The sequence below is a fragment of the Sphingobium sp. IP1 genome, from assembly GCF_002708645.1.
Lineage (GTDB): Bacteria > Pseudomonadota > Alphaproteobacteria > Sphingomonadales > Sphingomonadaceae > Sphingobium > Sphingobium yanoikuyae.
This window is the reverse complement of record NZ_NOIW01000016.1, coordinates 40,820-64,640: the sequence shown is the minus strand read 5'-3', so window position 1 is coordinate 64,640 and position 23,821 is coordinate 40,820. Positions and strand designations below refer to the sequence as shown.

At 63.9% G+C, this 23,821-nt stretch carries 26 protein-coding genes and 1 tRNA gene; 9 read left to right on the top strand and 18 right to left on the bottom strand.

Going from position 1 to position 23,821, the window contains the following annotated elements:
- Window positions 1–93: 93 nt before the first annotated feature.
- The 15 genes from CG471_RS07940 to CG471_RS30575 all read right to left on the bottom strand — a co-directional run bounded on the left by CG471_RS07940 (window position 94) and on the right by CG471_RS30575 (window position 14,238).
- A complete protein-coding gene (locus tag CG471_RS07940; RefSeq protein ID WP_099231505.1) occupies window positions 94–1,842 on the bottom strand; it encodes a terminase large subunit in 1,749 nt (582 codons plus the stop codon).
- Window positions 1,843–1,848: 6 nt separating this feature from the next.
- Window positions 1,849–2,220 carry a hypothetical protein gene (locus CG471_RS07935; protein ID WP_257211462.1) on the bottom strand — a complete coding sequence of 124 codons (372 nt, stop codon included), beginning with the start codon at window positions 2,218–2,220 and terminating at the stop codon, window positions 1,849–1,851.
- Between the two features lie 167 nt (window positions 2,221–2,387).
- The gene (locus CG471_RS07930; RefSeq protein ID WP_143560166.1) at window positions 2,388–2,642 is read right to left on the bottom strand and encodes a hypothetical protein; all 255 of its coding nucleotides are present in this window, start codon (window positions 2,640–2,642) and stop codon (window positions 2,388–2,390) included.
- 3 nt (window positions 2,643–2,645) lie between these two features.
- Window positions 2,646–2,930: an HNH endonuclease signature motif containing protein gene (locus CG471_RS07925; protein ID WP_143560165.1), complete on the bottom strand. Its 285-nt coding sequence runs from the start codon at window positions 2,928–2,930 to the stop codon at window positions 2,646–2,648.
- 353 nt (window positions 2,931–3,283) lie between these two features.
- The gene (locus tag CG471_RS07920; RefSeq protein WP_143560164.1) at window positions 3,284–3,799 is read right to left on the bottom strand and encodes a DUF6362 family protein; all 516 of its coding nucleotides are present in this window, start codon (window positions 3,797–3,799) and stop codon (window positions 3,284–3,286) included.
- Window positions 3,800–4,175: 376 nt separating this feature from the next.
- Entirely contained in the window at window positions 4,176–7,229 is a 3,054-nt protein-coding gene (locus CG471_RS07915; protein WP_143560163.1) for a phage/plasmid primase, P4 family, read from the bottom strand.
- Between the two features lie 91 nt (window positions 7,230–7,320).
- Window positions 7,321–7,749: a single-stranded DNA-binding protein gene (gene ssb / locus CG471_RS07910; protein WP_099231472.1), complete on the bottom strand. Its 429-nt coding sequence runs from the start codon at window positions 7,747–7,749 to the stop codon at window positions 7,321–7,323.
- Window positions 7,746–7,946: a hypothetical protein gene (locus tag CG471_RS30100; protein WP_143560162.1), complete on the bottom strand. Its 201-nt coding sequence runs from the start codon at window positions 7,944–7,946 to the stop codon at window positions 7,746–7,748. The genes ssb and CG471_RS30100 overlap by 4 nt, the downstream gene beginning before the upstream one ends.
- Complete coding sequence (locus CG471_RS07905; protein WP_099231471.1) at window positions 7,943–10,630, bottom strand: DNA methyltransferase; 2,688 nt, start codon at window positions 10,628–10,630, stop codon at window positions 7,943–7,945. Before CG471_RS07905 ends, CG471_RS30100 begins: the two co-directional genes overlap by 4 nt.
- A complete protein-coding gene (locus tag CG471_RS07900) occupies window positions 10,627–11,688 on the bottom strand; it encodes a phage Gp37/Gp68 family protein (protein ID WP_099231470.1) in 1,062 nt (353 codons plus the stop codon). Before CG471_RS07900 ends, CG471_RS07905 begins: the two co-directional genes overlap by 4 nt.
- A complete protein-coding gene (locus tag CG471_RS07895; RefSeq protein ID WP_218964241.1) occupies window positions 11,681–12,265 on the bottom strand; it encodes a hypothetical protein in 585 nt (194 codons plus the stop codon). Before CG471_RS07895 ends, CG471_RS07900 begins: the two co-directional genes overlap by 8 nt.
- A 29-nt stretch (window positions 12,266–12,294) precedes the next feature.
- A complete protein-coding gene (locus tag CG471_RS07890) occupies window positions 12,295–12,750 on the bottom strand; it encodes a hypothetical protein (RefSeq protein ID WP_099231468.1) in 456 nt (151 codons plus the stop codon).
- Window positions 12,747–13,460 carry a hypothetical protein gene (locus tag CG471_RS07885; RefSeq protein WP_099231467.1) on the bottom strand — a complete coding sequence of 238 codons (714 nt, stop codon included), beginning with the start codon at window positions 13,458–13,460 and terminating at the stop codon, window positions 12,747–12,749. Before CG471_RS07885 ends, CG471_RS07890 begins: the two co-directional genes overlap by 4 nt.
- Window positions 13,457–13,957: a phage regulatory CII family protein gene (locus tag CG471_RS07880; RefSeq protein ID WP_099231466.1), complete on the bottom strand. Its 501-nt coding sequence runs from the start codon at window positions 13,955–13,957 to the stop codon at window positions 13,457–13,459. Before CG471_RS07880 ends, CG471_RS07885 begins: the two co-directional genes overlap by 4 nt.
- Window positions 13,957–14,238 (bottom strand): hypothetical protein, encoded by a 282-nt coding sequence (locus CG471_RS30575; protein WP_099231465.1) that lies wholly within the window; start codon window positions 14,236–14,238, stop codon window positions 13,957–13,959. The genes CG471_RS07880 and CG471_RS30575 overlap by 1 nt, the downstream gene beginning before the upstream one ends.
- A gap of 65 nt (window positions 14,239–14,303) precedes the next feature.
- On the opposite strand from CG471_RS30575, the gene CG471_RS07870 reads away from it, so the two are divergent.
- The 9 genes from CG471_RS07870 to CG471_RS07835 all read left to right on the top strand — a co-directional run bounded on the left by CG471_RS07870 (window position 14,304) and on the right by CG471_RS07835 (window position 19,715).
- Window positions 14,304–15,020, top strand: a complete 717-nt coding sequence (locus CG471_RS07870; RefSeq protein WP_180275640.1) for a helix-turn-helix domain-containing protein — start codon at window positions 14,304–14,306, stop codon at window positions 15,018–15,020.
- Between the two features lie 17 nt (window positions 15,021–15,037).
- Window positions 15,038–15,418, top strand: coding sequence for an HIRAN domain-containing protein (locus CG471_RS07865; RefSeq protein WP_257211463.1), 381 nt, complete (start codon window positions 15,038–15,040; stop codon window positions 15,416–15,418).
- 70 nt (window positions 15,419–15,488) lie between these two features.
- Window positions 15,489–15,656: a hypothetical protein gene (locus CG471_RS30570; RefSeq protein WP_180275639.1), complete on the top strand. Its 168-nt coding sequence runs from the start codon at window positions 15,489–15,491 to the stop codon at window positions 15,654–15,656.
- Window positions 15,653–16,036: a hypothetical protein gene (locus tag CG471_RS07860; protein ID WP_099231463.1), complete on the top strand. Its 384-nt coding sequence runs from the start codon at window positions 15,653–15,655 to the stop codon at window positions 16,034–16,036. The genes CG471_RS30570 and CG471_RS07860 overlap by 4 nt, the downstream gene beginning before the upstream one ends.
- Window positions 16,033–17,760 carry a DNA cytosine methyltransferase gene (locus tag CG471_RS07855; RefSeq protein ID WP_099231462.1) on the top strand — a complete coding sequence of 576 codons (1,728 nt, stop codon included), beginning with the start codon at window positions 16,033–16,035 and terminating at the stop codon, window positions 17,758–17,760. Before CG471_RS07860 ends, CG471_RS07855 begins: the two co-directional genes overlap by 4 nt.
- Window positions 17,757–18,284 (top strand): hypothetical protein, encoded by a 528-nt coding sequence (locus CG471_RS07850; RefSeq protein WP_099231461.1) that lies wholly within the window; start codon window positions 17,757–17,759, stop codon window positions 18,282–18,284. Before CG471_RS07855 ends, CG471_RS07850 begins: the two co-directional genes overlap by 4 nt.
- Window positions 18,281–18,508 carry a hypothetical protein gene (locus CG471_RS07845; protein ID WP_099231460.1) on the top strand — a complete coding sequence of 76 codons (228 nt, stop codon included), beginning with the start codon at window positions 18,281–18,283 and terminating at the stop codon, window positions 18,506–18,508. The genes CG471_RS07850 and CG471_RS07845 overlap by 4 nt, the downstream gene beginning before the upstream one ends.
- Window positions 18,481–19,614, top strand: coding sequence for a tyrosine recombinase XerC (gene xerC / locus CG471_RS07840; protein ID WP_099231459.1), 1,134 nt, complete (start codon window positions 18,481–18,483; stop codon window positions 19,612–19,614). The genes CG471_RS07845 and xerC overlap by 28 nt, the downstream gene beginning before the upstream one ends.
- A 27-nt stretch (window positions 19,615–19,641) precedes the next feature.
- Window positions 19,642–19,715: transfer RNA gene (locus CG471_RS07835), tRNA-Gly, on the top strand.
- Window positions 19,716–19,787: 72 nt separating this feature from the next.
- On the opposite strand, the gene CG471_RS07830 is transcribed toward CG471_RS07835, so the two are convergent.
- The 3 genes from CG471_RS07830 to CG471_RS31190 are packed head-to-tail and all read right to left on the bottom strand — an operon-like array spanning window position 19,788 to window position 23,819.
- On the bottom strand, window positions 19,788–20,918 hold the full coding sequence (locus CG471_RS07830) for an alkaline phosphatase (protein ID WP_099231458.1): 1,131 nt from the start codon (window positions 20,916–20,918) through the stop codon (window positions 19,788–19,790).
- 14 nt (window positions 20,919–20,932) lie between these two features.
- Entirely contained in the window at window positions 20,933–22,333 is a 1,401-nt protein-coding gene (locus tag CG471_RS31195) for a TonB-dependent receptor (RefSeq protein ID WP_257211461.1), read from the bottom strand.
- Window positions 22,251–23,819 (bottom strand): TonB-dependent receptor, encoded by a 1,569-nt coding sequence (locus tag CG471_RS31190; protein WP_257211460.1) that lies wholly within the window; start codon window positions 23,817–23,819, stop codon window positions 22,251–22,253. The genes CG471_RS31195 and CG471_RS31190 overlap by 83 nt, the downstream gene beginning before the upstream one ends.
- Window positions 23,820–23,821 lie beyond the last annotated feature (2 nt).

Genomic DNA, 23,821 nt, shown 5'->3' with positions numbered 1-23,821 from the left:
CGGGCGCATCTTGCGATCGACGCGGGGTCCCCCAGCGCTGGACCGCCGGTAACCGGCGGAGGCGCGATAGTCGTCAGGCGATGGCATCAGCGCTCAGACCCGAACGATGCCACGAGAGCGATATACTGAAAGCGGCTTGGCTGCCGGATTCATCTCCAGCAATTTGGTCGCATTGAGAGCGGCGATCACCGGGTCGATCTTGGCCTTGCCGGAGATCTGCTTCGTGATCACGACTGCATTACCCTTCTGTTCGATTTTTGCATTGCTGACCGACCAGTTGATCAAGCCAGATCCACAATGGACTGCGCGGCTGCGCTTCAATTTTCGTTCCAACGACCAGACAGCCGATGCCAAACGGTACCCCTGAGAGACGGACACCAACTGCGGGAAGACGATCCCGATCTCTGCCAGAGCGTCGACGAGTGCCCCGACACCTTCAGGATCTAGGCCGACGCCGCTTTTTTCGGGCAGTAACCCTCGGTCTTTCACCTTTTCGACTATCGCGACAATCTCGCGCACGTCTCTCTCATCATCCAGCAAATCAGCCGGTGGCGTGTCCTCGTCGTCATCGTCGTCCAGCGGTGGTCCACCGTTGTGACCCATGATGATCAGATCGCCGTCGCGCTCGAAATCGCGCAGGCGGGGCGCAATTTCCGATCGCAATTTCAACACGCCCTCATCGACCCAGGCGCGGACCCAATATAGCCACCGCTTGGTCTCGCGTTCGCGACCTGCAACGCAAATCGCATAAAGGTCATCCAGGCCGCCACCATCGACGCCGATCACAGCGACTTCGCAGCGGTCGAGCAGGCTATCCAGCGTCAGGGTCGGATCAGCCGCCGCCTCCCAGTAGTCTGCACCGCGCCAGCGATCACGGCTCAACCTCAAGCCGATTTCGACATTCAAATGTTTCGCGAGGAATACCTGCAGCGCACCACCGTCACCGCGCTGGGCTTCCGCCAGCTTTTCGGTCAGCCAGATCGGATCGACTGACCGTCCAATGTTCGGATTGGTGACATAGAAATTCGAAGGATCTAGGTAGGCCTGATCCTCAATCATTGCCGACGGAAACTCGTACAGCACCCCCAGCTTCCGTGGATCGGCGATCACTCCGTCCCGAACATCCCGGAAGAGCTGAAGCTTTTCCTTGAACACTCCCGCCGGAGACTCGTCGCTATGCGTTGAAAGATATACGACGAAACCTTCCGGCCGCGACACCATACCGCCGGTCGCTTCCATCAGCATCGCGTCCGCGTTCGCGCGTTTGCCGAACAACCATAGCTCTTCGACCAGGACGAAAGCGGCTTTCTTGCCGGACACGATGTCGGTGTCCGCCGCGACCACCTTCAATTCAGCTTCGGTCACCCGATGCTTGATGATGCGCTGATGCTCGACAACATGGAGCAGTGCGGCCAGTTCCGGATCGTTCCGCACCATGCCGGCCGCCGGCACGAATACGTTATTCGCTACCTCTTTTGTCGGCGCCAGCACCAGCAACTCGGCCGAGTGCCGCCAGTTGCGGATCAGCGCGGTGACCATGATACCCGCCGCAATCGTAGACTTGGCGTTCTTCTTGCTGATGAGCAGAAGGAACTCAGTGATCAGCCGCCGGGCTTGGCTGTGGTCGTAAGCGCCGAAAATCGCAGCAACGAAATCGAAGACGAACGGCTCGCACGCTTCGCCGAAGGTCGGCATGCCTGGCACGTCGACAATCCGCAGCGATTTGAAAACCGCCAGCGCCGCCGCCGCCTCATCCGGGAATAGCGGGTCAAACGGGATCAATGACCGCCGCTCAACTATCCTCGCCTCCCAATCGAGGCAGGCGGTCGACCAGACCGGCATGCTCAACTAGTTTATCAACCTGGGCGCGGCAGGCGGAGCGAACTTCCCACCGACCTGACCCGCAGCGTCCTTCGCCGCCGCCTTCTTGCCCAGCTTCTCGACCTTGGCTTTCGGTGCATGATCGCGGTGGGCAACGCGATCGGACAGATCAGCGAGAGCAGCTTTGTCGAGCCGCTTCAGCAATTCCTTCTCAGCGGCGACATTGCCGCCCTGCGCCGCCGAGTTGAGGCGAGCCAGCTGCGTCATTTCCATGCGCAGACGGGCGGCTGCTCGTTTCGCAACCTCGGCAAAATAATGTTTGCGCAGCGTGGGGACCGAGACCCCGATAGCCATTGCCGCCTCTTTGACACTCAGACCCCGCGCGAAGGCCAGCAGCACCTTGTTCGAATTTTCGAGCGACCAGCTATGTTCCGGTCGCCCACGGCCTTCCTGACGCGGAACAATCGGGTCACCGAATAGATCGACACCCGGAAATTCCTCTGTCACGAAAAAAATCTCCAAATGAGAGGGACGGCGGTGATGAGGCCGCCCGTCTCCTAGACTTTTTACCCACCCCCCTCCGGCAGAAAGGACACGACCACGAGGCCGGTCACCCGCTCGATCGATACCTGTCCGCGCACCCGGTCGATGACCACATCGCCCGCCACGTCGACCTCGTGTCGGTCGACCCATCCGGCCTCGGCATCGTAAGCGACAACACGATGTTGCTCGGTGCCGTTCAGTTCGATCCGTAGCCGGGCAGCGATGTCCCAATCGATATCAGCGTCGTCAATGGAAAGGCGTGATGGGATATCCATCATTGATTACTTCCCCAATGTCTCGCCCCGCGCCCTCGCGGCACGGGCTCGCGCCGTCTTCGCCTGATGCTCCGAGTTGGTCAGCCATTCGGTGTTGGCCGGATCGAGGTCCGCGCCACCATCCTTGCGCTCGACCTTGTGATCGAGGATCAGCCGCTCGCCGCGCTTCGCCCGAGCTTTGGCCGCCGAATAGTCAGGGTCGCGCTTGCGATCCCGGACCAACTCTCGCCACGCTGGCGACGAGTAGAAGCCTTCAGCAACCTTGGGCGCAGCTCGCACCTTCGCAGGCATCGAACCAAGCCGGGAGCCAAGGGCTTTCAATCGTCCCATACTCTGGCTCCGGTTCAGTTCACAAAGTTCATAATGACGATGGCAGCGTGAACCGCCGACCGTCGCGCCTCGCCCCACCGCACTAGGCGGCCCCACCCCGGAAGGACCCGAAGGGGGGAGGGGTGACCCCGCCTTGCCGGAAAACGACAACGCCCCGCTGGGCAAGGGCCAAGCGGGGCGTTGTCTAGGTCAGGAGAGGATCGCCTTGAGCCGCCATAGGACTGCCCCGAGCGTAGATAGCTATATGCTCAAACAGGCCGAGAAGTGGACAAACTTAATTGTAAGGCCGCAACTTATACCGTTTGACATGTGTATCATACTGAAATTACGCGATTAGCTGCCTTTGTGACCAGATGCATGGCCCGTTCGTAGCGCTTGCGAAGGCCATGCGCGCCCAGCTTGATCCCCATCGGCTTGCGCAATCGCATCCATGGTATCCGTTTCTCGCCCTGCGCCAGCGCCCCGATGGCCAGCGCGATCAGCCGCCGGTCCTGTTCCTTGGCCGCCAACACCCATGCGAACGCTTCCTCCATCTCGGCGATGTCGCGGCGCGTGGCGGGCAGGGGGCGCAGGCTCGGCGCCTCCATGTCGACGCCGCGCGCATCATAGTCGCCCATGTTGCGCTCCCGCACGATGTCAGGCCAGCAAGCCTTGACCCGCAACCAGCCCGCTTCCCGGTCCGAAAGCCGCCGCATCACCAGCACCGCCTGCACCAGGCGCTCTTCCACATCGGCAAAACTCTTTATCCTCCCTTCCTCCCTATCTTGGGAGGGAGATTTGGGAGGGAGAATAGTAATAATATCAATAGATTGAGTATCATCTGGGAGCATGGGAGGAATATCCTGTAAAGTCTGCGCGCGCGTGCGCATGTGTGTATACGCGCGTACGTGCGCGCCCGTGGGTTTTGAACTTTTCCCTCCCAAGCTCCCACAAGCTCCCAAACTCGCGGAAAACTGCGAAAAATGAGCTTTGCCCATCCTCCCAGTTTTGGGAGTGTGGGAGGATCAAGGCGGCAAATGCATCATGCTGGGCCTTCATGGTTTCGCCACATCGGGGCGGGAGTGAATGCGCGTTTTCAATCATTCTTCACGCGCTCTATAAAAGTTTGCTCGATCTCCCTCCCAAGCTCCCATTGCCTCCCAAAGGCGCAGAAAACTGCGGAAAATGATCGTTTTCTATCCTCCCAATCATGGGAGCTTGGGAGGATCAGGGCGGCAGATCGTCGTCATCAAATCCTGCCGGCGGTAATGGAGAGGGGGGCACGGGGGGCGCTTCAGCAGGCCCGGGTGCAGGCGCACCAGCAGGCAGACCGGCCGACGGCTTGTCCGCATGTCGTGGCGGCGGCAGGTCGCGTTCCACGGGCTTGCCGCCGTCCATGAAGTCGATCGGATCGAAGCGCAGGGCGATGTCCTGCCACTTCATCGTGCTCGACTTGTTGATCTTGAAGCTCTTTCGCTCCATCTCGGCGCGGAGCTTCTTGGCCGACCATGCCTTGCCGGTCTGGGGCAGGTTTTCAGACCATGTCTGCCAGGCGACGAACAGTTCGTGGAGCGCCATGGAGCCGACGGTGTTGCCGGCGTCGCGAGCGACGCACTTGGTCAGAAACTGGCCCAGCAGGTCGTTATCTTCATGATAGGCCTGCGTGGCCTCGATCATGGCATCCGGCTTCGTCAGCCCTTCGGTCAGATAGGCGAGAGCTCCCCTGATCATCTGGTTTAGGATGCCCGACATTTCATCGCGCAACTTCGCCTTCAGCAGCGGGTCTTGATCTTCCTTGGCGATGATGATGGTCCAGGGGGCGACCTGCATGCGCCGCCGGATGCCGAAGTCGGTGCCGATGCGGGGAAGGTTGTTCGCCATAACCGTATTGGTGAAGGTGATCAGCAGTTCGAACGCAGGGCCGTAAAGCTCGCGCACGCCGCCGATCGGCTCGTCCGATGTCAGCGATTTGACCAGGCCGTCGGAGAACTTACTGTTATCCTCCGGCTCATTGGCATAGACCATGCGCCGACCTTGCAGCGCCGCCAGATGGGGGGAGGGGCCTCCGCCACTCTTCTTGAAACCCGAGTCCATGAATGTGTCGATGCCGGTCGCCCAGGCATAGTCGCCAAGGATATGGGCATGGGTCTGCACCCAGACGCCCTTGCCGTTCGATCCCTCGCCGTAAAACAGTGCCATGACCTGCGCATCGGCAATGCCGAGCGCATTATAGCCCGACCAGCGCATTAGCCATTCGCGCATATCCTCGGCAGGCTGCACCTGCGCAAGGAAGGCATTGAACTGCGGGCACGTCGCACCGGGTTCATAGGCCGCCCGCGCCAGCTTCGTTATCTTGTCCTCGCGCCGATGCTCGCGCAGCTCGACGCGTGCCGGGACGGTCGTCCCGTTCCGGTCCTTTTCCGGCCGATGGAAGATCAGCGTGCCGTTCTGGACGTTCAGCGCCAGCGGATCGGCGTCGAAATCCTCCGGCCGCGCCGATAGGCGAGGGGGCGCCAGCTTGCGCAGGCACTCGATATGGCCGCTGCTCTCCGACGTGCGGCCCCATGCCGCCAGCTTGTCGGAGAACAGGACGATATCGCCATTGCTCTTAACCTGAAAGATGAAGTCATAGCGCGGCCCGTCATGCCGGTGTTTCCGGGCGAGGGAGCGCTGCAGATACCACATGGCGCTGCGCCGCCGCTCTCGCTTCGCCTCGGCCGTCATGAAGGCCTTTTCCGCCGGCGACCGATCCTCTTCGGCGACACCGTCGTCGGGTTCTTCTGACGCATCCTCATCATCGTCGGGCAGGTCGCCTTCCTCCGGCGGAAACGGCACACCGCTGGCGCGGATGAAATCGGCCTCATCCTGTATCCGCCGCACCATGTCCTGCACCGCGATGCCGAACAGGGCGTCGGCCATGCTGCGGTTCCAGCGGCTGCCGTCCCATGCGATATAGCCCGGCGACGAACTGCTCTCTGCCCAGGCCGCCACGCACAGGAAATCGCGCCCCGAATAGGCCAGGAACCGCTCCAGATTGCCAAGGTCCGTCATCGGGTACTGCGCGCATTTCAGCGTCAGGGCCGGGTCTATAGGCTCCCCCGCCCCCTTTTTGCCGTCTTGGCGTCCTTCCCCTCCCGCGTGGGAGCTTGGCTCGCCATTATCAGTCGAATGGGGAGGGGCGGAGGCCGAGGAGGAAGCGGAGCGGGAGGGACGATGCGGACGCTCCGCGCGCTGGCGCGCGCGCGTCGCGACGTCGGTCAGGTCACGGGGAGTTGCCTCCCCGGCGGTCCAGCCGCTGTTGATCGTGGCGGCGAGCTGCCGATCGTCGTCGTCGCCGGGATTGTCGCGCGCGGCCGCCTCGATCGCGGATCGGGCAAAGCGGGCGTCCAGCGCCGGCGTCGGCGTCGACACGGTCAGCGAGGCGATCTTGAGCGCGCTCTCGTTCAACTGATCGTTGCGTGCACCGGACTTGGCCGTCCGCACCAAGCGGCATTCGGCCTCCAGTGCCGATAGGCCATATTTGCGGATCGCGTCGAACTCGGCCTGACCAACGTCGGCCGGGCGCGAAGGGGCGGCCGGGCGCGAAGGGGCGGCCGATCCCGTCGCCGGCGATGCGCCCGGCCGATCGGCCGCCTCGCGATCCGCCTTCTTCTTCCCCTTCGTCCGCAATATCTCGACCAGCGCCGCCGGCGCCTCTGCCGGATCGTCATGTCGGTTCGACAGCCAGCGATAGCGGCCTTCGCTCCCGTCGGCGTGATAGAGGATGCTGGGCGGGGCGATGACATAGCCGCCCAGGCCGCGCACATCGACATGCCGGGGCAGGTTGCCACGATTCCTGATCGGTTCCCCGCCGTCCTGCGGCTGTTTCAGATAGACATGGACACCCTCGCTCTGCGTGACGGCCGTCAGGCTGCGGGGCAGGTCGCACCCCATCTGCTCGATCAGCGCCTCCTTCAGCGTGTCGAGCGTGAAGACTTCGCCGCTGTCCGCGTCGATGCGAGGATCGAAGTCGAGCGCGAACAGGCCATTATGCCCCATCGCCAGCCCGATCATGGCATCGGGCCAACGCCGCCACCATCCCGTGATCACGCTCTCGTCACGGGTCGCGTCCTTCACGCCGCTGCCGCTATAGGGGGCTTTGGCCTTGAGCATCAGCTTGTCGCCATTGCCCTTGGTCATTTCGAAATCGCGTTCGCGGCACGGGAAAACCGGCCAGCCCCGACGCGCATAGGAGAGGGCGGCCTGGCCCAGCGGCGACAACAGTGGCTTCTGTTCGTTCACGGTCAAAAATTCCCCCCGGCGCAGCGCATCCGCCCCCGGTCAAATCATCGTCATGTCAGCTGGCGTCACGCGGGCGCTGCCCGCGCCGGCGTCAGAATGGTACCTGATCGTCCAGGTCGTCGCCGGCGGCCCGGTCACGCCCCGACGGCTCCTGCCGGGGGGTATCGTCCTGCCGGCGATCCATCAGCTTCAACTCGCCCCGGCCGGGCGCCAGCACGATCTCGGCAATCGTCCGCTCGACCTGGTTGCGGTCGGTGTAGCGGCGATAGCGCAACTGACCCTCGACATAGACGGCGCTGCCCTTGCGCAGAAACTGCATGGCGATCTTGCCGAGACCTTCATTATGGACGGCGACGCTATGCCATTCGGTTGCGGACTTCCGATCGCCGTTCGCCGCCTTCCAATGCTCGGTAGTGGCCAAGCGCAGATTGACGACGCTGCCGCCATTCTGGAATTCCGCCCGCTTCGGATCCTCGCCCAGAAAGCCGAGCAGCGCCGTCTTATTGATGCAGGACGTCACCAGCTTTTCCTTTTGCCATTGTTCCAGTTGGCGATGGCAGCGGCATCGTTGCGCGCGCTATCGATCGTCTCGGCACCAGCGCGCTGATCTCCGGGACATTCCACCCAGGTGGACACATCGCCATCCTCGACCACGCGACTGCGAATGATTGGGTTGCGCCCACAGGCGCAGCGCTCAGGACGCTCGACACTCATCATGCCGCCTCTCCGATATCGGTCAGCAGGCTGAACAGGTCGCCTGTAGCGCGGCCCGCATCCTGCTCGCGCAGCAGGCTCACGCCGTCGCGGAAATAGTCGGGATTGAGCTCGGCCGCGCTGCCCCGACGCCCATGCTTCACGGCGCGCAGAGGCACGGTCATCAGGCCGCCGAACGGATCATAGATCAGGTCGCCCGGGTTGCTCCAATTGGTGATTGCCCGGTCGACGATATCGAAGGGCAGGGGGCACAGATGCTGCTCGTGGCCCTTGGCCGACTGCATCGTGTTGGCGCCATACATGCGCGCGACATCGGTCCAGACGTCTGGATGCCAGCTTTGCACCGGCATCAGCGCGAAATCGGTGGGCAGCGACCAGCGGGCTTCCGCGCCCTCCATCAGGGCGACATGGCCCTCATGATCATAGGGCGTGGCCCAGCTCCATGCGCGCACCCGCTGATAGACCGCGTCCCACGGCAGGCCCGCCAGATCCTCGGGCAGCAAGGTGCGATTGCCGTTCGACCGCCAATAGCCGGCGGCATCGGTCTGCCAGCGCGCCCGCGAATAGCCGGTGCCCGGCACAGGCCGGGCGCGCAGCTCACGCACAGCCTTGTCGTCCCACGGCTCCAGCACGTCGGACAGACCTTCATCCTCGATCAGATCCTCGTCGCGGACGAACTCGACCAGAGGCTTCTCCTTCGTGACCGGCACATCGGCATAGCCGTTGCTCCGGTCGGTCGGCGGCTTGCGGAACAGCAGCAGATATTCGGGCAGGCCGACGCCCATGCCGCTGGCATCCTTGCACTGCTCGGTCCAGCCCAGCCGATAGGTGCCCGCATTCTCGCGAACGACATCGGTGACGATCGTCACCATGCCCAGATAGGCGAAGCCATGCCGGCGATAATGCTCGATACAGCGCGCATGGAACGGCTCGATCGTGCGGAAGCCCAGACCCGTCATGCCCGACGGAACAACGCGATCCTTCACATGCACCGCCAGGCGCCGGCCCGGCTGCAAGACGCGCAGCAGCTCGGGCGTCAGATAGTCCATCTGCGCGAAGAAATGGTCGGCGTCGTCGGTATGGCCGAAATCATTATAGCTCGGCGAATATTCATATTGGGTACCGAACGGCACGCTGGTGACAATCAGGCCGACGCTGTCGCTCTCCATCTGGCCGGTCTGGATGACGGTATCGCCTTCCCATACCTTCCAGCCCGACCCCTCCGCGCAGTCCACCGCCGGGGCCGTGGTAACCGTCCGCGCCAGCACGTCGCGCGCGCCGGCAAGGCCCAGACCATAGGTGCGGATGATCTCGCTCATCCGCTCGGCCGTCTTCTTGTGCCGCGCCCATTTGGCTTCCAGCGACCGCCGCACCGCGCGCTCGGCCTCCGAATAGATCAGGTCGATGCGGACGCGATGCGTCTGCAGAAACCGCTGGATGCGGTGGATAGCCTGAATGAAGTCGTTGAACTTGAAACCGATGCCCAGGAATATCGCCCAATGGCAATGGCGCTGGAAGTTGCAGCCGGAGCCGGCCAGCACCGGCTTTGCCGCCAATTCCTGCAGGTTGCCGTCGGAAAAGGCGATGATCCGTTTTTCGCGCTCGTCGAGGCCCTGCGCACCATAGATGCTGGCGACATTGGGCACGGCCCGCTCGATCGCCTCGCGCTCGCGCTCCAGATCGTGCCAGATGATCCGGTGCGCTGCCGGGTCTTCCGCCCGGATCTCCATCATCTTGGCGATGCGTGCATCCAGGCTCTCGCGCTTCTCGCGGGACGCGTCGACGATGCCGATCGCGTCTTTCTTCAGCAGCAGTCCCTGGCCGCCCTTGTCCTCGCCGGCGGCACTATGGTCGGACGGCACCTCATGCCAGCGCACGTCCAGCTCGGGCAGGTCATAGCCCTCGTCGGAAAAGCCCAGATCGCTCGGCCGCTGGACGAACGCGGCCCAGCTATTCACCCACAGCCAGAATTCCTCTTCCTTGTGCGGGTGAATGGTCAGCTCGTCGGCCTTCTCGCTGTTCCGCTTGAAGAACCGGGTCTTGGCCTGGCCGACATCCATGATCTCCAGGAAGGCGGCATAGGCCAGCAGCTCGATATAGTCGTTCGGCGACGGCGTGGCCGTGGCGACGAACTTATATTGCATGCCGTCGAACAGCCGCATGAACTCGCGGAAGGTCTTGGTCCCGCCAAAGCCGCGAAGGCACGACGCTTCGTCCAGGGACGCGGCATTGAAATGCGTCAGGTCGATCTTGCCTTCGCGGACAGATTCATAGTTGGTCAGGTAGAGCTGCCCGCCCGGCCGATCCGCATGCAGCGCGATCTCGGCCGTGCTGCGGATGAAGATCGGGTCCATGCCCAGCATCAGCGCGTCGCGCTTGAATTCGATCAGCACGGTCAGCGGCACGACGATCAGCTGCCGCCCACCCAGCTGGGCGCCAAGCTGGCGCATGATCTCCAGCTGCATGACCGACTTGCCTAGGCCGAATGCAGCAAAAATCGCGCGGCGCCCGCCCTCGACGGCCCATCGGACCAGCTCGGCCTGGTGCCCCTTCAGGATCGGATGCACGTCATTGGCGGCGACCGGCAGGCCCAAAGGCGGCAAGGTAATTATCTTGGCGCGGATGAAGTCCAGATAGTCGAGCGGTTGCGCGGCCGTGCTGGCCTTGAGCGCCGGAGCGTGCCTCATGCCATCACCTCCGGCATATCGTTATGGTGGCGGCCGTCGAGATATCGACCGGTCATCGCCTTCACCGCATGCAGCGAGTGCCCGCTACCATTTGACCAGATTTTGCCGCCGGCGGTCATCTGGCCGCAGGGGAGCCACTGGCCCCATTGCTTGAAGAAGAACGGTACGCCTGCATCAGCGCACTGGTCGCGCAAGCTGCGTGCGGCCTCCAGATCCATAGCCCGTGCGTTAGGTCCGCTCTCGCCGCCGACAACGACCCAATCGACTCCTGACCGTTGCGGCGCACCCGGCTCATATTGCCGACCATCACGCTGGCAATTCCACATCGGCGGATGACCGTTCTTGCACCAGCCGCAATCACCCCAGCATTCGCTGTTGAGAGCGCTTTCGCCATGCCACGCCTCTTCCAGGCTGATGAAGTCCAGCAGCGGTTCGCAGGAAAGCCAGCGGACGGCGGCGGGCGATGCCATCAGATTTGGTATGCGCTCATTCGCACGTTGCTGATCTTCGACCGATACGCCCAACCAGACGTTGGGCAGGGGCCACGTCATCGCTTCAATGGCGTCGATCCCCCGCTCTCGGGGAAGGCCTGCCACCTGCGCAACATGAGCAAGAGCTTCGCCGAACGCTTCCGGCCGCTCTTCGAACGTCGCCATATAATCGCGCATCCGCACAGAGCGTTTCGTCAGCACCTGATGGATATGGTGGGGCGTCAGGGCCATTACGGCGAAGCACCGGTCGATCCATTCACCGGGCACGGCATCATGAAACGTGTCGCCATGCGCATTCCAGAAGATCATGCGCGGCTTGGCCCAGCGCAAAGGCTGCAACAAGGCTGCCTCATTCAACCGGACATCGCCGGTCCAGCGAGGCCCGGCACTGGTTTGCCGTGTCAGACCCTCGCGCGTGGGATGGCTGCGCATGCGGGTGCCGGCCAGTCTTTCGGCATAGCAGCCGCCATGCGGACCAGGGCCACCACAGCCAGGAGAGACGCGCGTGCAGCCATTGATGGCGTTGACTGTGGCGTCAGTCCACTCGATCTTGGTGCCGTCAGCCATGGGCTGCCTCCAGATTATCGATATTGCCCTTGCGGACGTCGAAGCTGACCGCCGTTACCCAAGGATTGCGGGCCCAAGCGCCTTCGCCGTTGATGCTGTCCCAAAGAGCAATCCACGCATCAAAAGCGCGTTGAACGGGCTTGAAGTCGTAGATGCTGGATCCGAGCCCTTCGGCGCAGATGTCGCCCAAGGTGATCGCCTGTAGGCGTTGAACCCGAACGTCTGTAACTACCAGCGTCAGGCGGCTTGCCCAGCGCGGCATGAAGCGCCCATGGCGATAGCGGCCATGATAGTCGCAATTGTCCCGGTCCAATTCAGGCCAGACCGTTTCTTCGCCGCCCAGCTCGCTAGGCTTCAGATCGTCATAGGCCTTGTGGGTGCGCCATGCTTCGCGCACCCAAAGCCGGTCGCCCGGCGCATAGCCGGAGAAGAAACGCACATCGCCTTCCTCATCACCGAACCAGCCCGGCTCGCTCGGTACGTCAATCTGGACGACATGAACTAGATGTTCGTCATTGGCGTGCCGGCATAGGCGCCGGGTCTGCGTCTTGCGTCCAGCCAGCAGGGCTTCGATCATAGGGCCTGAGAAAAGGATCGGGCGGTCCGTCATGCCGCCAGCCTCTGCAGCGCTCTATGAACAGGCGTCGGGCTATAAAGGCCCAGCTTGCGAGCGATGGCGGCAGCGTTGCGCGGCTCGCCCTCGGCCAGGAGCGACCGCACTTGCGGCACGATCTCCAGCGCGACACTGGCGCGAACGCCCATCCGCTTGTCCTGGGGTTTTGTGGCCGGCAGGAGGCTTGCTGCCCTCCCGCCGGCCTGCGACCCGCCGGCTCGCGGGAACTGCTTGCCCGTGCGCCGGGCGTAATAGTGGAAATTCTCGTCCCCACTGCCGTGCAGGCGACGCTGGCGATACAGCTCGACCACGCCGGATGCCGCCAGATCGCGCAGCCGTTCGGCCACCCGCGATCCATGGGGCAGGGACGTTGCTCGCGCATAGGGCAGGACATCCCCCTGCACAGCGGTTTCCAGCCAGCTGGTGACCTGCCTGTCTGTGACGATCATGCCGCCAGCCCTTCGGCGCGGGGCGCATCGACCCGGTTCCAGAATTCCCCGGCGCTACGCTGGCGCCGAATGAAGTCGATGCCGCTGTCGAGCGCCGCGCGCATTGCGACGGCCGTGCTTTCATTGAGGCACAGCGCCAGGCCGCACCCATTCAGCACGAAGCCTTCAGTAAAGCGCGTATCGTTGATCGTGTGGAACAGCTGTCCTGGCGGCAGCGCGCCGCCGAGCGCGCCGAGCGCGGGCAGGTCGGCCGCTTGCGAAGGCGCCGAAGCCGGGGCAGGGGTGGTAACCCCGGGCTCCGGCGCCTTCTCGACCGCGCCTGCGCGGGGGGAAAAGTCAGGCGCGATCATCTCGGTAAGCGGAACCGGCAGGCCGAACATCTCGGGCAGCACCGTGCCCTCGGTCATTTCGGCCAGTGCCACCGCGAAATCTTCCTCGGGCAGGATGTCACCGGCCAGGATGCGCTCGATCGCGCAGCCACTGTGCAGCGGGTGACCGCCCGGCTTGGGCTTGGCGATGAAGTCGGCATGCAGGATGATCCAGTCGGCCAGCGCCTTCGCGCCCTTGTTGACCGGCTTGCCATCGACGAAGCCCAGATGCTTGACCTGGCATGCGATGATCAGCTGCATCGGCTGATAGATGCCGGGCGTCAAATGCTCGGCGAAATCCTTCAGCGAAAAGGGACGAAATCCCGTCAGGTCCATCATCATTGGCCTCCCTTGATCTTCGATTGAAGCTTGTGGCGTAGCTGGGCGGACACCCGATCCAGATCGTCCAGCGCGGCGAGAGCGGTGCGGGCCTCGGCGGCGTTGACCTCTTCGCCATCTGGCCCGTGCGGGCAGACGGCATCGGCTACCGCGCGGGAGACATCACCGAATTCGGCCGCCATCTCGGCCACGGTGCGCATCATGCCATCGGCATCGGCCCCGCCCTGCGGCAGCGGCACGAACACACCGCCGCGTCGCCGGCAGAGCCAGCTGGTGACATGCGGCCAACCGGGCAGGCCGACGGTGCGATCTTCCAGCAGGTCGATCAGATCCAGTGTGGGGTATTCGGCGACATTGGCCAGGCCCATGTCGCTGATCTTCTGCCGCCGCACGCCGCTTTCCTCGGCAGCGGCGTCCTGCCCGCCAAAGGCCTTGACCAATGCCTTGAAACCGGCCTTGCCCGATTGCTGGTCGGGCGATAGGGCGACAGCGCGCGACATCACGCTGCCTCGCTCTGCTGCGTGGCGGCAAAGTCGTCCGTTTTGCCGGGTGACTGACAGGCGAGCTCGACCGATACGGTGTCGTCATGACAATCGAGGCCATAGAAATCGTTAGGCATGACCTGCCCGGCAGTCTCGCGGACGATGAACGACATCGTTTCGCGGTCAGGGATGCGGCTGCCATTGGCATACCGTCGCACTGCCTCGGCCGTGCGAGAGATCGCGCCTCCGAACTGACCATATGTCAGGCCCTCTCGCGCCAACCAATCCTGAAGCTGCATGCTGTTCCTCCGTTCGACACCGATATGGTGTTATCGACACCAACTTGTCAACACCAAATTGGAGTATGGGCGCATTGCACCAAATTGGTGCAAAAGGAGGCATGACAATTGCCAACAATATCGCTGCTCTGCGCGAACAGCGCGGATGGGCGCGCCCGGAGCTTGCCAAGCGCATGGGCACCTCGACGCAGCAGGTCGAGCGATTGGAAAAAGGACAACGCGGCCTGACGACCGATTGGATCGACAAGGCTGCGCGCGCATTGGGCGTGCCAGCAGGCGACATCATCACGCCTGGTGCTGCGAACTCAGATGATCCGCTGCCCCATCTTGCTCCTGATCGCCTCCCCACGCGTGGAGCGTCGGACGATGACGGAACCGTCGACGTCATTGCGCTCGATCTCTCCATTTCGATGGGGCCGGGCACACTTGTTGATGATTTCGTTGAGCAGTCGCCGGTGAAGTGGGACATCGGGCTCCTTCGCGTCATCACGCGATCGCCGTTCCACGTCCTGCGGGAGGTACGGGGTATCGGCGACAGTATGGAGCCGACTTTGAGAAGTGCCGACCGGGTACTGATCGACACGTCGGAACAGATGCTTTCGCGGGTACATGGCATCTACTGGATCGACCATCTTGGTGCGCATGGTTTGAAGCGGCTGCGTGCCGCCGGGCAGGGCCGGGTGCTGATCATGTCGGACAATCCGAACGTGCATGACTATGAAGTCGCGGCCGATGAGCTGCGCATCCACGGTCGGGCAATCTGGTACGGGCGCGAGCTTTGAAGAGGCTTTCGTTGGCAGTGGTCGGCGCCGACCATCCCAACAAGAAGGGGCCGACACGCAGGTTTGAGATCGCCCTTTGTCTGCCGGGCGAAGCCGTGCACCTAATTCCTGAGCCCAAGAACAAATTCGATCGCAGAGCCATCGCCGTCTATTCCGAGCGTCATGTGCAGATCGGCTATGTTCGCGCGGAGCGCGCCCAACTGATTGGAACAGCCATGAGCAAGGGCCCCGTCTCAGCGATCTTTCAACGAGCGGAGCAATGGGGGGCTTCGATACGGGTGCATCTGGACGGCACCCCGGCCGCGCTTCCCGAGGTCGATGATAGCCGTGCGAATGACTGGCCACCGCCCGGATCCGATGACCCGGATTGGTGGCCTGACGAGGTATACGACGACTAGCACCAAAATGGTGTTGACTTAGAACACCGATATGGTGTTAAAGGCTTCCCGTCACCAACGGGAGGCATCCATGTCCCACATCGAAATTCGTACCCCTGCGTCGATCATGCGCGCTCAGGCGCGCGATGATCTGGCGGCGGCCCAGCGGCTCAATCGCCAGTCGTTCGGCTATCTGATCGTTTCCGTCGCTGCCTTGCTGGCCGCCTGCGCGCTCGTTGCATGGGCGATCTGGGCATGAGCCCCTTCGAACAGTCGGTCGCCGACGCGATCGAGGACGGGCGCTTGGCGCTCGACGCGAAGGTCGGGCTGGGGACCATCCGCCAGATCGAGCGTGATACGCTCGCCATGCTGCTGGAGGCTGTTGCCGGCCCCGGCATCGAACTGCGCACCAAGGCGACGATCGCCGCCACCCGTGCCAGCGAGGCGGTCCATGAGCTGCTGCTGTTCGCCCGCGAGGGCAATCAGATGTCCAGCGCCGCCTTCTCCATCTCCGTCGCCGAAAATCTGGCTGATGCCATCCGCCTCGCGATCGATGCGCAGGGCGGCCCGGAGGATGACGAGGAAGCAAAATTTTACGCCGCCGTCGCGCGATACCTGGATGGGGAGGGGGAACAATGAAGCACGCGCTTTTGCTCGATGCCGAGCGCGCAGCCGCCACTCGCGATTGGAGCGATGGTATCATCGTCGACAACTTCGCCGGCGGTGGCGGCGCGTCGACCGGCATCGAGCTGGCGCTGCGCCGGCAGGTCGACGTCGCGGTCAACCACGATCCCGAAGCGGTCGCGATGCACGCCGCTAATCATCCGAACACGCGGCACCTGTGCCAGAGCGTCTGGGCGGTCGATCCGCTGGAGGCGGTCACCTTCGCCAACGATAATGGCGAGATGAAGCCGCGCCCGGTGCGGCTCGCCTGGTTCTCGCCCGACTGCAAGCATTTCAGCAAGGCAAAGGGCGGCAAGCCGGTCGAGAAGAATATTCGCGATCTCGCCTGGGTGGTGCATCACTGGGTCGACCGGCTCGGCCCGGCCCTGCGCCCAGCGATCATCATGCTGGAGAATGTCGAGGAATTCCGCACTTGGGGGCCGCTGGGCGCCGATGGGCGGCCATGCCCGGCGGGCAAGGGCAAGACGTTCGACCAGTGGGTGGCGAAGCTGCGCCGCGCCGGCTACCGCGTCGAATGGCGTGAAATGCGCGCCTGCGACTATGGCGCCCCGACCTCCCGCAAGCGCCTGTTCCTGATCGCACGCTGCGACGGGCAGAAGATCGTCTGGCCTAAGCCGACCCATGGCAAGCCAGATGCGCCCGCCGTCCGCAGCGGCAAGCTGCTGGCCTGGCGCACGGCGGCCGAGATCATCGACTGGTCGATCCCGTGCCCGTCGATCTTCACCCGCGCCCGGCCGCTGAAGGAAGCAACCTGCCGCCGTATTGCCGCCGGCATCATGCGCTATGTCATCAATGCGCCGCATCCGTTCATCGTGCCCGTCTGCAATGGCAACTGGGCCGCTGATCGGGCCTACGCAGGCGACGAACCGCTGCGCACGATCACAACGGCCAAGGGCGGCGAGTTCGCCGTGGTGACGCCTTATTTTGCGCCGCTGACGCATCAGGGCGGGCGTGATCGGATCTATGGACCGAAACAGCCCCTGCCAACCGTGACGAGCGCCAATCGTGGCGAGATAGCTCTGATCGCCCCGCACGTCATGACGATGCGTAACAGCGGAAAGCCGCATACTGGCTCGGATGAGCCGACGCACACCATCACGGCAGGCGGCGCGCATCAATATCTGGTCGCCGCGTTCATGGCCCAGCACAATGGCGGTGCGATCGGCCGCGAAGCGTCGGCGCCGCTGTCGACCATCGTTCATCGCGCGACCCAGCAGCAGCTGGTGGCGAGCCATATCGTCAAGCTGCGCAACAACCAGACGGCACAGAGTCATGGCGAACCGATCGGGACACTGACCAGCGGCGGCGGTCACTATGGCGAAGTTCGCGCCTTCCTCGTCAAATATTACGGCAATGAGCAGGACGGGCACGGCCTGGCCGCGCCGCTGGGCGCCGTGACAACGAAAGACCGCTTCGGCCTGGTCATCGTCACGATCGGCGGCGAGGATTATGCGATTGTCGATATCGGCATGCGCATGCTCAGCCCGCGCGAGCTGTTCTTGGCTCAGGGCTTCCCGCCTGATTACATCATCGACCTGATGGTCAACGGCAAGCCGCTGACCAAGACGGCGCAGGTCCGCATGTGCGGCAACAGCGTCTCTCCCGTCATGTCCGAAGCGCTCGCGCGCGCGAACGTCGCCAATGACGACGGCGCAGGCGAGGAAAGGATCGCCGCATGACCGGCCTGACGCGATGCGTCCCGCTGTCGCGCGAAGCCGCCGCAGCGCTCGAGCGCCGGCAGGAGCTTTATCCGGCGCTGGTGGAAAAGGGCGCGCTCTCGGCCGAGAAGGCCGCGTGGGAAATCCGCGTCTGGACCGCCATCGCGGCGGACTGGCACTGGGTGGTGACGATGGAGCGCCGAGAGGTGGCCAAGGTCTGGACCTATGAGAAGATCGAGGCACTGGAGGATAGCGTCAAGCGCGCGAACCGGGCGCTGCTGAAGGCCATCGACGCAGCGCCGGGCGAACTGCGCCGACAATGCCAGGAAGGCGAATGCCTGCACGACCTGCTTGATCGCTATGGTGACGACTTTGCCCCGATCCTCGCCGCCCATCATCAGCGCGATCGTTTCATCGACCTGCTCGACTGGTATCGCCGGGAACGACCGTGCAGCGGCCAGGCGCCGATCAGCTTTTACGTGGAAACCAACTTCGCGCTGAAGGAGCGCGCTCGCCTCGATCGCGAGGCAAGGGAGGCCGCATGAACGCGCATGCCACACCTGCCCGCCGGCGCCGGGAAAAGGCAATCTATCCCGGCAAGGTCGCGATCCGCCACGCCAAAGAGGCGGCGGTAGAAATGGGGATTGACCCCGCCGGCCTAGAGATATGTCCTGATGGGACGATCCGTATTTTTGACCGCGCCGCGATTCCTAACGCCGCGCCAAAGGATGAGTTCGACGAATGGCTGCAAAGCGGACGACTGGGGTAGAGGGCGTTCACATCGTAACGTCGCGCAAGGCGGGCAAGCCAGTGCGCTATTACATCTATGCCTGGCGCGGCGGCCCGCGCATCCGCACCGTCGAGGGCGGTGAAAAGCCGACTATCTCAAAAGACGACGTGAAGGCCATCGCGGCCGCGCTGGAAGCGGCAAAGCCCGTGCCCAAGGACACGATCGGCGGCCTCGCTGTTTCCTATCGCTCTAGCCCCGAATGGAAGGCGCTGGAGGCATCTACCCGCGACACATGGGGCAGGGCGCTCGACAAGATCGAGGCAAAGTGGGGAGAGGTGCCGCTGCGCCTGTGGTGCAACCCGCGCATGGTAACGCAGGTCGTGAAGTGGCGCGACGCCATGGCGGAAACACCGCGCGCAGCCGATATCGCCATCGCCCAGCTTAGTCGCCTGTTGGAGTTCGCACGCCTGCGCGGGCAGGTGACCGTCAACATCGCCACCGGCATTCCGACGCTCTATCGCAGCGCCCAGCGCGCGGAGATCATCTGGACGGAAGACGACTTTGCTGTCTGGAACAGCCACAAGAAGGTCAACCAGGCACTGCGCGACGTTGCGGCTCTGGCCGCCCAGACCGGCCTGCGCCGCGCGGATCTGATCGGCCTGACCTGGTCGGAGATCGGCGAGGTCGCCATCACCCGGATCGCGCGCAAGAAGAGCAAGGGCAAACGCCGGCGTGTCGTCATGCCGATCCTGCCTTCGCTGCAGCGGCTGCTGGACGATCTGAAGGCGCGGCGGCGCAAGCCGGGCGTCGAGACCGTGCTTGTGACCAGCCATGGCACCAGCTGGTCTGGCAATGGCCTCTCGGGTGCATTTGGCAAGGCGATCCGGGAAACGGATCTGCATCACGTCGACAGCGATGGCGAACGTCAGTGGAAGCACCTGCACGACATTCGCGGCACCTTCGCGACGAAGCTGATGGCCACCGCAGGTCTGAATTTGACCAATGCAGAGATCGCCAATTTGATGGGCTGGTCGCCCGAACAGGTCGAAGAAATTCGCACGCACTATGTTGACGACGCGGCCATTGTCGTGGCAGTGGGCGAACGTCTCGCACAGGCAGCTGTAAAACGCTCTGTAAAACGCTAGGCTGAAATGGCTCTAAGTCATTGAAAAGCGGGTATAGCTCAATGGTAGAGCACTAGCCTTCCAAGCTTGTGATGCGGGTTCGATCCCCGCTACCCGCTCCAGTCCGTCATCCCCGACATATCAGCGGCACCGCAGCTTGATCCGCAGGATCGGGCCGGGTGCCGCTGCGGCGTTCAATCCTCCTTCGTCCAGCCCATCGCCTTCAGCATCACATCGAACAGGCGGGTGTTGGCGAAGAAGCCATGGACCTGATCGGCGCCCGGCCCGGCGGCGGCGGCAATCACTTCCTCGCCGGTGTGACTGTCCTCGACGCCGATGATCGCATTGCTGGCGACCGTTGCCCCCGGCTTGGCGGCGGCCGCCGCATATTGCTGCGCCATCGGCGCGTTGCGCTTGCCGCTGGTCATGCGCAGGCCGAAACTATGGTCGGCGGTGAACAGGATCAGCGTATCCTTGCCCGCGATCGCGCTGACCCGGCGGATCATCTCGTCCATCTCGATCACATGTTTCAGGCCATTTTCCGGCTTGTCGGTGTGCATGTCCCATTCGACCATCAGGAAATAGCCCTTGGGATTGCGGGCAAGCTGGCCGATCGTCGCCTCGACCGCCGGGATCGGCGCATAGTCGGCATCGCGCAGCACCGCCGCCCGGCCGCTATCCTTCACCAGTGCCGGATCGTCCCCGAACCGATAGCCCGCCCTGGCAAAGGCCGCTTGCGGGGTGGTGCCATCCTTGGCGAAGGACGCGACCGCATCGGCCTGCCCCTTGCCGATCAATATGTCGACGCCATTGCCAAAGCGGGGCGTCAGCATCTGGCGGAAAATCTGGTCCTTGTCCTTGCGCGTGGCGACATGGGCGAAGCAGGCCGCCGGGGTCGCGTCCCAGATCGGCATGTTGGTGACGACGCCGGTGGAAAGGCCGCGCTGCTCGGCATATTCCAGGAAGCTCTTGACCGGGGTGATCGCACCATCGGCCGCCGGCAGCGCCGATATCATGCCGCTGTTGGTCTTGTGCCCGGTCATGATCGCACTCATGCCCGCCGCCGAATCCGTCACCCAATTGTCAAGCGCCGACGTATCGGACAGGCCGACATGGGGCATGGACTGGATGAACAGCGACTGCGGCCGGTCATGCGCCATGATGCCCGCGGCGTTCAGCGTCGGCACGCCGCCGGCATCGCCCAGGAACAGGATGATGTTACGCGCCCGCTGCGGCGCAGCCCCGTCATCATTGCGGGCCTGCGCCGGAGCGGCGGCGAGCATCGTGCCCGCCGCCAGCATGATCCCGATCGATCGCATCGTCATTGCCGTCCTTCCGTTCAGAAACGGGCGCGCACGCCGGCCATCAGCGTGGTGCCATAATCGGTGTAGCCCGCGAAGCGATCGTCCCGGACATATTGCCACTGGACGCCGCCGGCCACGTTGATGCCCTGCACCACGAATGTGACATTGGGCGTGACCTTGTAGGAAATGTCGAAGTCCAGGCTGCCGAACGCCGCGTCGTTATTGGCCGCCAGCCCCGCGCCGCCGACATCGCGCAGCACCTTGCCGCGCCAGCTATAGCTGGCCCGTGCGCCGACCGGCCCCTTTTCGTAGAAGGCGGTCAGGTTGAAGCTGTCGCCCGCCACATCGGTCAGGTCGTCGCGGAAGGTGGTGCCGTCGGACAGGGCATAGGTGCCCTTGCTCTTGGTATGGGTATAATTGGCCTGGAAACCCAGGCCATCGAACGGCGCCGGCAGCATCTTGAACAGTTGCTGATAGGCGATCTCGATCCCCGCGACATAGGCATTGCCGCCATTTTGCGGCGCGGTCAGGCGATAGATCTGGCCGTCCAGGTCGAAATTGCGGGTCTGCTGGAAGACGAAGGTCGTGATGTCCTTGTAGAAGGCGCCACCGATCAGCGCGCTGCCCGGCGCGAAATACCATTCGACCGTGCCGTCATATTGCCACGCCTCGAACGGCCGCAGTTCGGGATTGCCGCCCACCGCCGTCAGCACCGTCGGGTTGGAATTGATCGTCAGGCGCGGCGCCAGGTCGGCCAGCGACGGCCGGGTGATGACCTTGGACGCGGCCAGATGCATCTGCAGATTCGATGTGAACTCCGCGACCAGGTTGAGCGAGGGAAGAAAATTCCCGTAATTGCGCTCATAGCTGACCGGCAGCGCTGCACTGCCATTGTCGGCATAGCCCGACGATGTCTGGCGGGTATGGGCATAGCGCAGGCCCGCGTCGCCCCGGATGGTCACGCCGCCCAGCGGCAGGCTGAACTCCGCCATGCCATAGCCGCCGATGATCCGTTCATCGATGGCATAGCTGTTGCGCCGGTCGCCACGGGTCAACGGCGCGTCGAGCAGCGCCTCCTTGCCGGTCGCCGCGTCCCAGAAGCGGTCAGGATCGGGCATGACCCAGTTCGTCGGCAGATTGCCGCCCACGCCGCTCAGGAAATCGTCGACCGGGAAGGCCTCGAAATAGCTGTCGTCGAAGCGCTGGCCGGATATGCCGCTGGTGAAATTGATGTCGCGGCGATTATAGGTGCGGTCGCGCTTTTCATATTTGGCGCCGAAGCGCAGCGCCTGCACCACGCCGCTCAGTTCGCGCGTCACGTCGAAGGTCGCGGCCCGCTGGCGATCGAGCGAGTCATTGACGCGATATTCGATCCGGCGGCCGGGCAAGGTGGTCGATTCCGTCAGGTCGGCGGTCAGGAACTCCAGGTTCGGCAAGCGCTCGCCCACCTTGCCATAGTCGAATGCGACCTGGCCCACGCTGCCGAGCAGGCGGGGGGGGAAGGAGGGGGGGGGGGGGTTGGGAATAGGCCGGGCCCAGGCTCGCGTCGGCGGCCAGCGTCCAGCCATTGGCGGACCATTTGGCGTTCGCGCCGATCAGCCAATTCTCATATTCCAGCCGTGACGTCTCGCGCCCGATCTGGGTCGACGTAGTGACGGTCGCAGCGGTCAGCACGCCATTTTCGATCACCGCCGTGCCCGGCACGATCGCACCCGGCGTGGTCGCGGAAAAATCGGTCGAATAGGTCAGTTCGTCATAATCGATGTTGAGCCGGCTCCACAGGCCATCGACATTCAGTTCGAACCGGTCGTCGGGCTTCCACTGGATCGCGCCATTGAGGCCGATGCGGTCGCGGTTCTCGCGCTCCAGCGTCGGGCGCGTGCTGGTCGGCACCAATATGGTCTCGCTGTCCAGCGTGCCGTCGCCATCCGCATCGATCCGCCCGTCGGCCCAGCCCACGCCGGTGACACGGTCTTGCCGCGTGGTGCGCTCGTCATAGACCGCCGCGATCAGCGCGCCGAACGTGCCCTCCTCATTGACCCAGCTGGCCATGCCGGACAGGCGCGGATCGACCGTATCGGCCAAGCGCGGCGAACTGGCGGTGGCGGACAGCGCCAGCACCGGCTTCTTGAGGTCGATCGGGCGGAAGGTCTGCAGGTTGACGATGCCGCCGATGCCGCCTTCGGCCAGGTCCGCGCGCGGGCTCTTGATGACTTCGACCGCCGACATGAGTTCGGACGGCAGCGTGTCGAAGCGGAACTGGCGCCCGCTCTGGCCGCTGTCGCGCACATTCTCGTTCACCGCGGCCGACCGGCCATTGAGCGTCACGACCTGGAAATTGGCGCCCAGGCCGCGGATGCGGACGAACACGCCTTCGCCGCGATCGCGCACGATCGATACGCCGGGCACGCGCTGTAGCGCTTCGGCGATGTTCTGGGCGGGGAATTTGCCGATATCCTCGGCCTTCACCACGTCGACGACATTGGTCGCCTTGCGCTTTTCGGCCAGCGCGCCGGACAGGCTGGCGGCATAACCGGTGACGATGATGTCGGGCGCGACTTCGACGCCGCCGCTGGCCACCGTCTCCTGCGGCTCGGCCGCCGCCGCCACGATCAGCAGCGCGCCATTGCCCTGCCGCCGCACCGCCAGCGGCTTGCCCTGGATCAGCCGCTCGACCGCGACCATGGCGTCCATCCGGCCGCTCAGCGAAGGGCCGCTCATCCCGGCCACCAGTTGCGGCGCGAACAATATGTCGGTGCCGGTCTGGCGGGCCAGCGCCTCCAGCGCGGTCCCCAGCGGCTGCGCGGCGATCTGGACGGTCGCCTGGCGCGGCTGCGCCTGGGCCGGAACCGCGCAGAAGGCGGCAAGAGCGGCGCCCAGCACCAGAGAGCGGCGCAAAGTGCGCGAAGAAGAAACGGTCACGA

What these genes read in the sequence shown, in the direction of transcription:
- CG471_RS30100 (WP_143560162.1), bottom strand. Translation starts at nt 7,946, where the DNA reads ATGATGAGTGTCGAGCGTCCTGAGCGCTGCGCCTGTGGGCGCAACCCA.
- CG471_RS07845 (WP_099231460.1), top strand. Translation starts at nt 18,281, where the DNA reads ATGAACGCGCATGCCACACCTGCCCGCCGGCGCCGGGAAAAGGCAATC.
- CG471_RS07880 (WP_099231466.1), bottom strand. Translation starts at nt 13,957, where the DNA reads ATGTCGCGCGCTGTCGCCCTATCGCCCGACCAGCAATCGGGCAAGGCC.
- CG471_RS07885 (WP_099231467.1), bottom strand. Translation starts at nt 13,460, where the DNA reads ATGATGATGGACCTGACGGGATTTCGTCCCTTTTCGCTGAAGGATTTC.
- CG471_RS07890 (WP_099231468.1), bottom strand. Translation starts at nt 12,750, where the DNA reads ATGATCGTCACAGACAGGCAGGTCACCAGCTGGCTGGAAACCGCTGTG.
- CG471_RS07930 (WP_143560166.1), bottom strand. Translation starts at nt 2,642, where the DNA reads ATGATGGATATCCCATCACGCCTTTCCATTGACGACGCTGATATCGAT.
- CG471_RS07905 (WP_099231471.1), bottom strand. Translation starts at nt 10,630, where the DNA reads ATGAGGCACGCTCCGGCGCTCAAGGCCAGCACGGCCGCGCAACCGCTC.
- xerC (WP_099231459.1), top strand. Translation starts at nt 18,481, where the DNA reads ATGGCTGCAAAGCGGACGACTGGGGTAGAGGGCGTTCACATCGTAACG.
- CG471_RS07900 (WP_099231470.1), bottom strand. Translation starts at nt 11,688, where the DNA reads ATGGCTGACGGCACCAAGATCGAGTGGACTGACGCCACAGTCAACGCC.
- CG471_RS07860 (WP_099231463.1), top strand. Translation starts at nt 15,653, where the DNA reads ATGAGCCCCTTCGAACAGTCGGTCGCCGACGCGATCGAGGACGGGCGC.
- CG471_RS30575 (WP_099231465.1), bottom strand. Translation starts at nt 14,238, where the DNA reads ATGCAGCTTCAGGATTGGTTGGCGCGAGAGGGCCTGACATATGGTCAG.
- CG471_RS07855 (WP_099231462.1), top strand. Translation starts at nt 16,033, where the DNA reads ATGAAGCACGCGCTTTTGCTCGATGCCGAGCGCGCAGCCGCCACTCGC.
- CG471_RS07870 (WP_180275640.1), top strand. Translation starts at nt 14,304, where the DNA reads ATGGGCGCATTGCACCAAATTGGTGCAAAAGGAGGCATGACAATTGCC.
- CG471_RS30570 (WP_180275639.1), top strand. Translation starts at nt 15,489, where the DNA reads ATGTCCCACATCGAAATTCGTACCCCTGCGTCGATCATGCGCGCTCAG.
- CG471_RS07895 (WP_218964241.1), bottom strand. Translation starts at nt 12,265, where the DNA reads ATGATCGAAGCCCTGCTGGCTGGACGCAAGACGCAGACCCGGCGCCTA.
- CG471_RS07925 (WP_143560165.1), bottom strand. Translation starts at nt 2,930, where the DNA reads ATGCCTGCGAAGGTGCGAGCTGCGCCCAAGGTTGCTGAAGGCTTCTAC.
- CG471_RS07940 (WP_099231505.1), bottom strand. Translation starts at nt 1,842, where the DNA reads ATGCCGGTCTGGTCGACCGCCTGCCTCGATTGGGAGGCGAGGATAGTT.
- CG471_RS07920 (WP_143560164.1), bottom strand. Translation starts at nt 3,799, where the DNA reads ATGCTCCCAGATGATACTCAATCTATTGATATTATTACTATTCTCCCT.
- CG471_RS07850 (WP_099231461.1), top strand. Translation starts at nt 17,757, where the DNA reads ATGACCGGCCTGACGCGATGCGTCCCGCTGTCGCGCGAAGCCGCCGCA.
- CG471_RS07830 (WP_099231458.1), bottom strand. Translation starts at nt 20,918, where the DNA reads ATGACGATGCGATCGATCGGGATCATGCTGGCGGCGGGCACGATGCTC.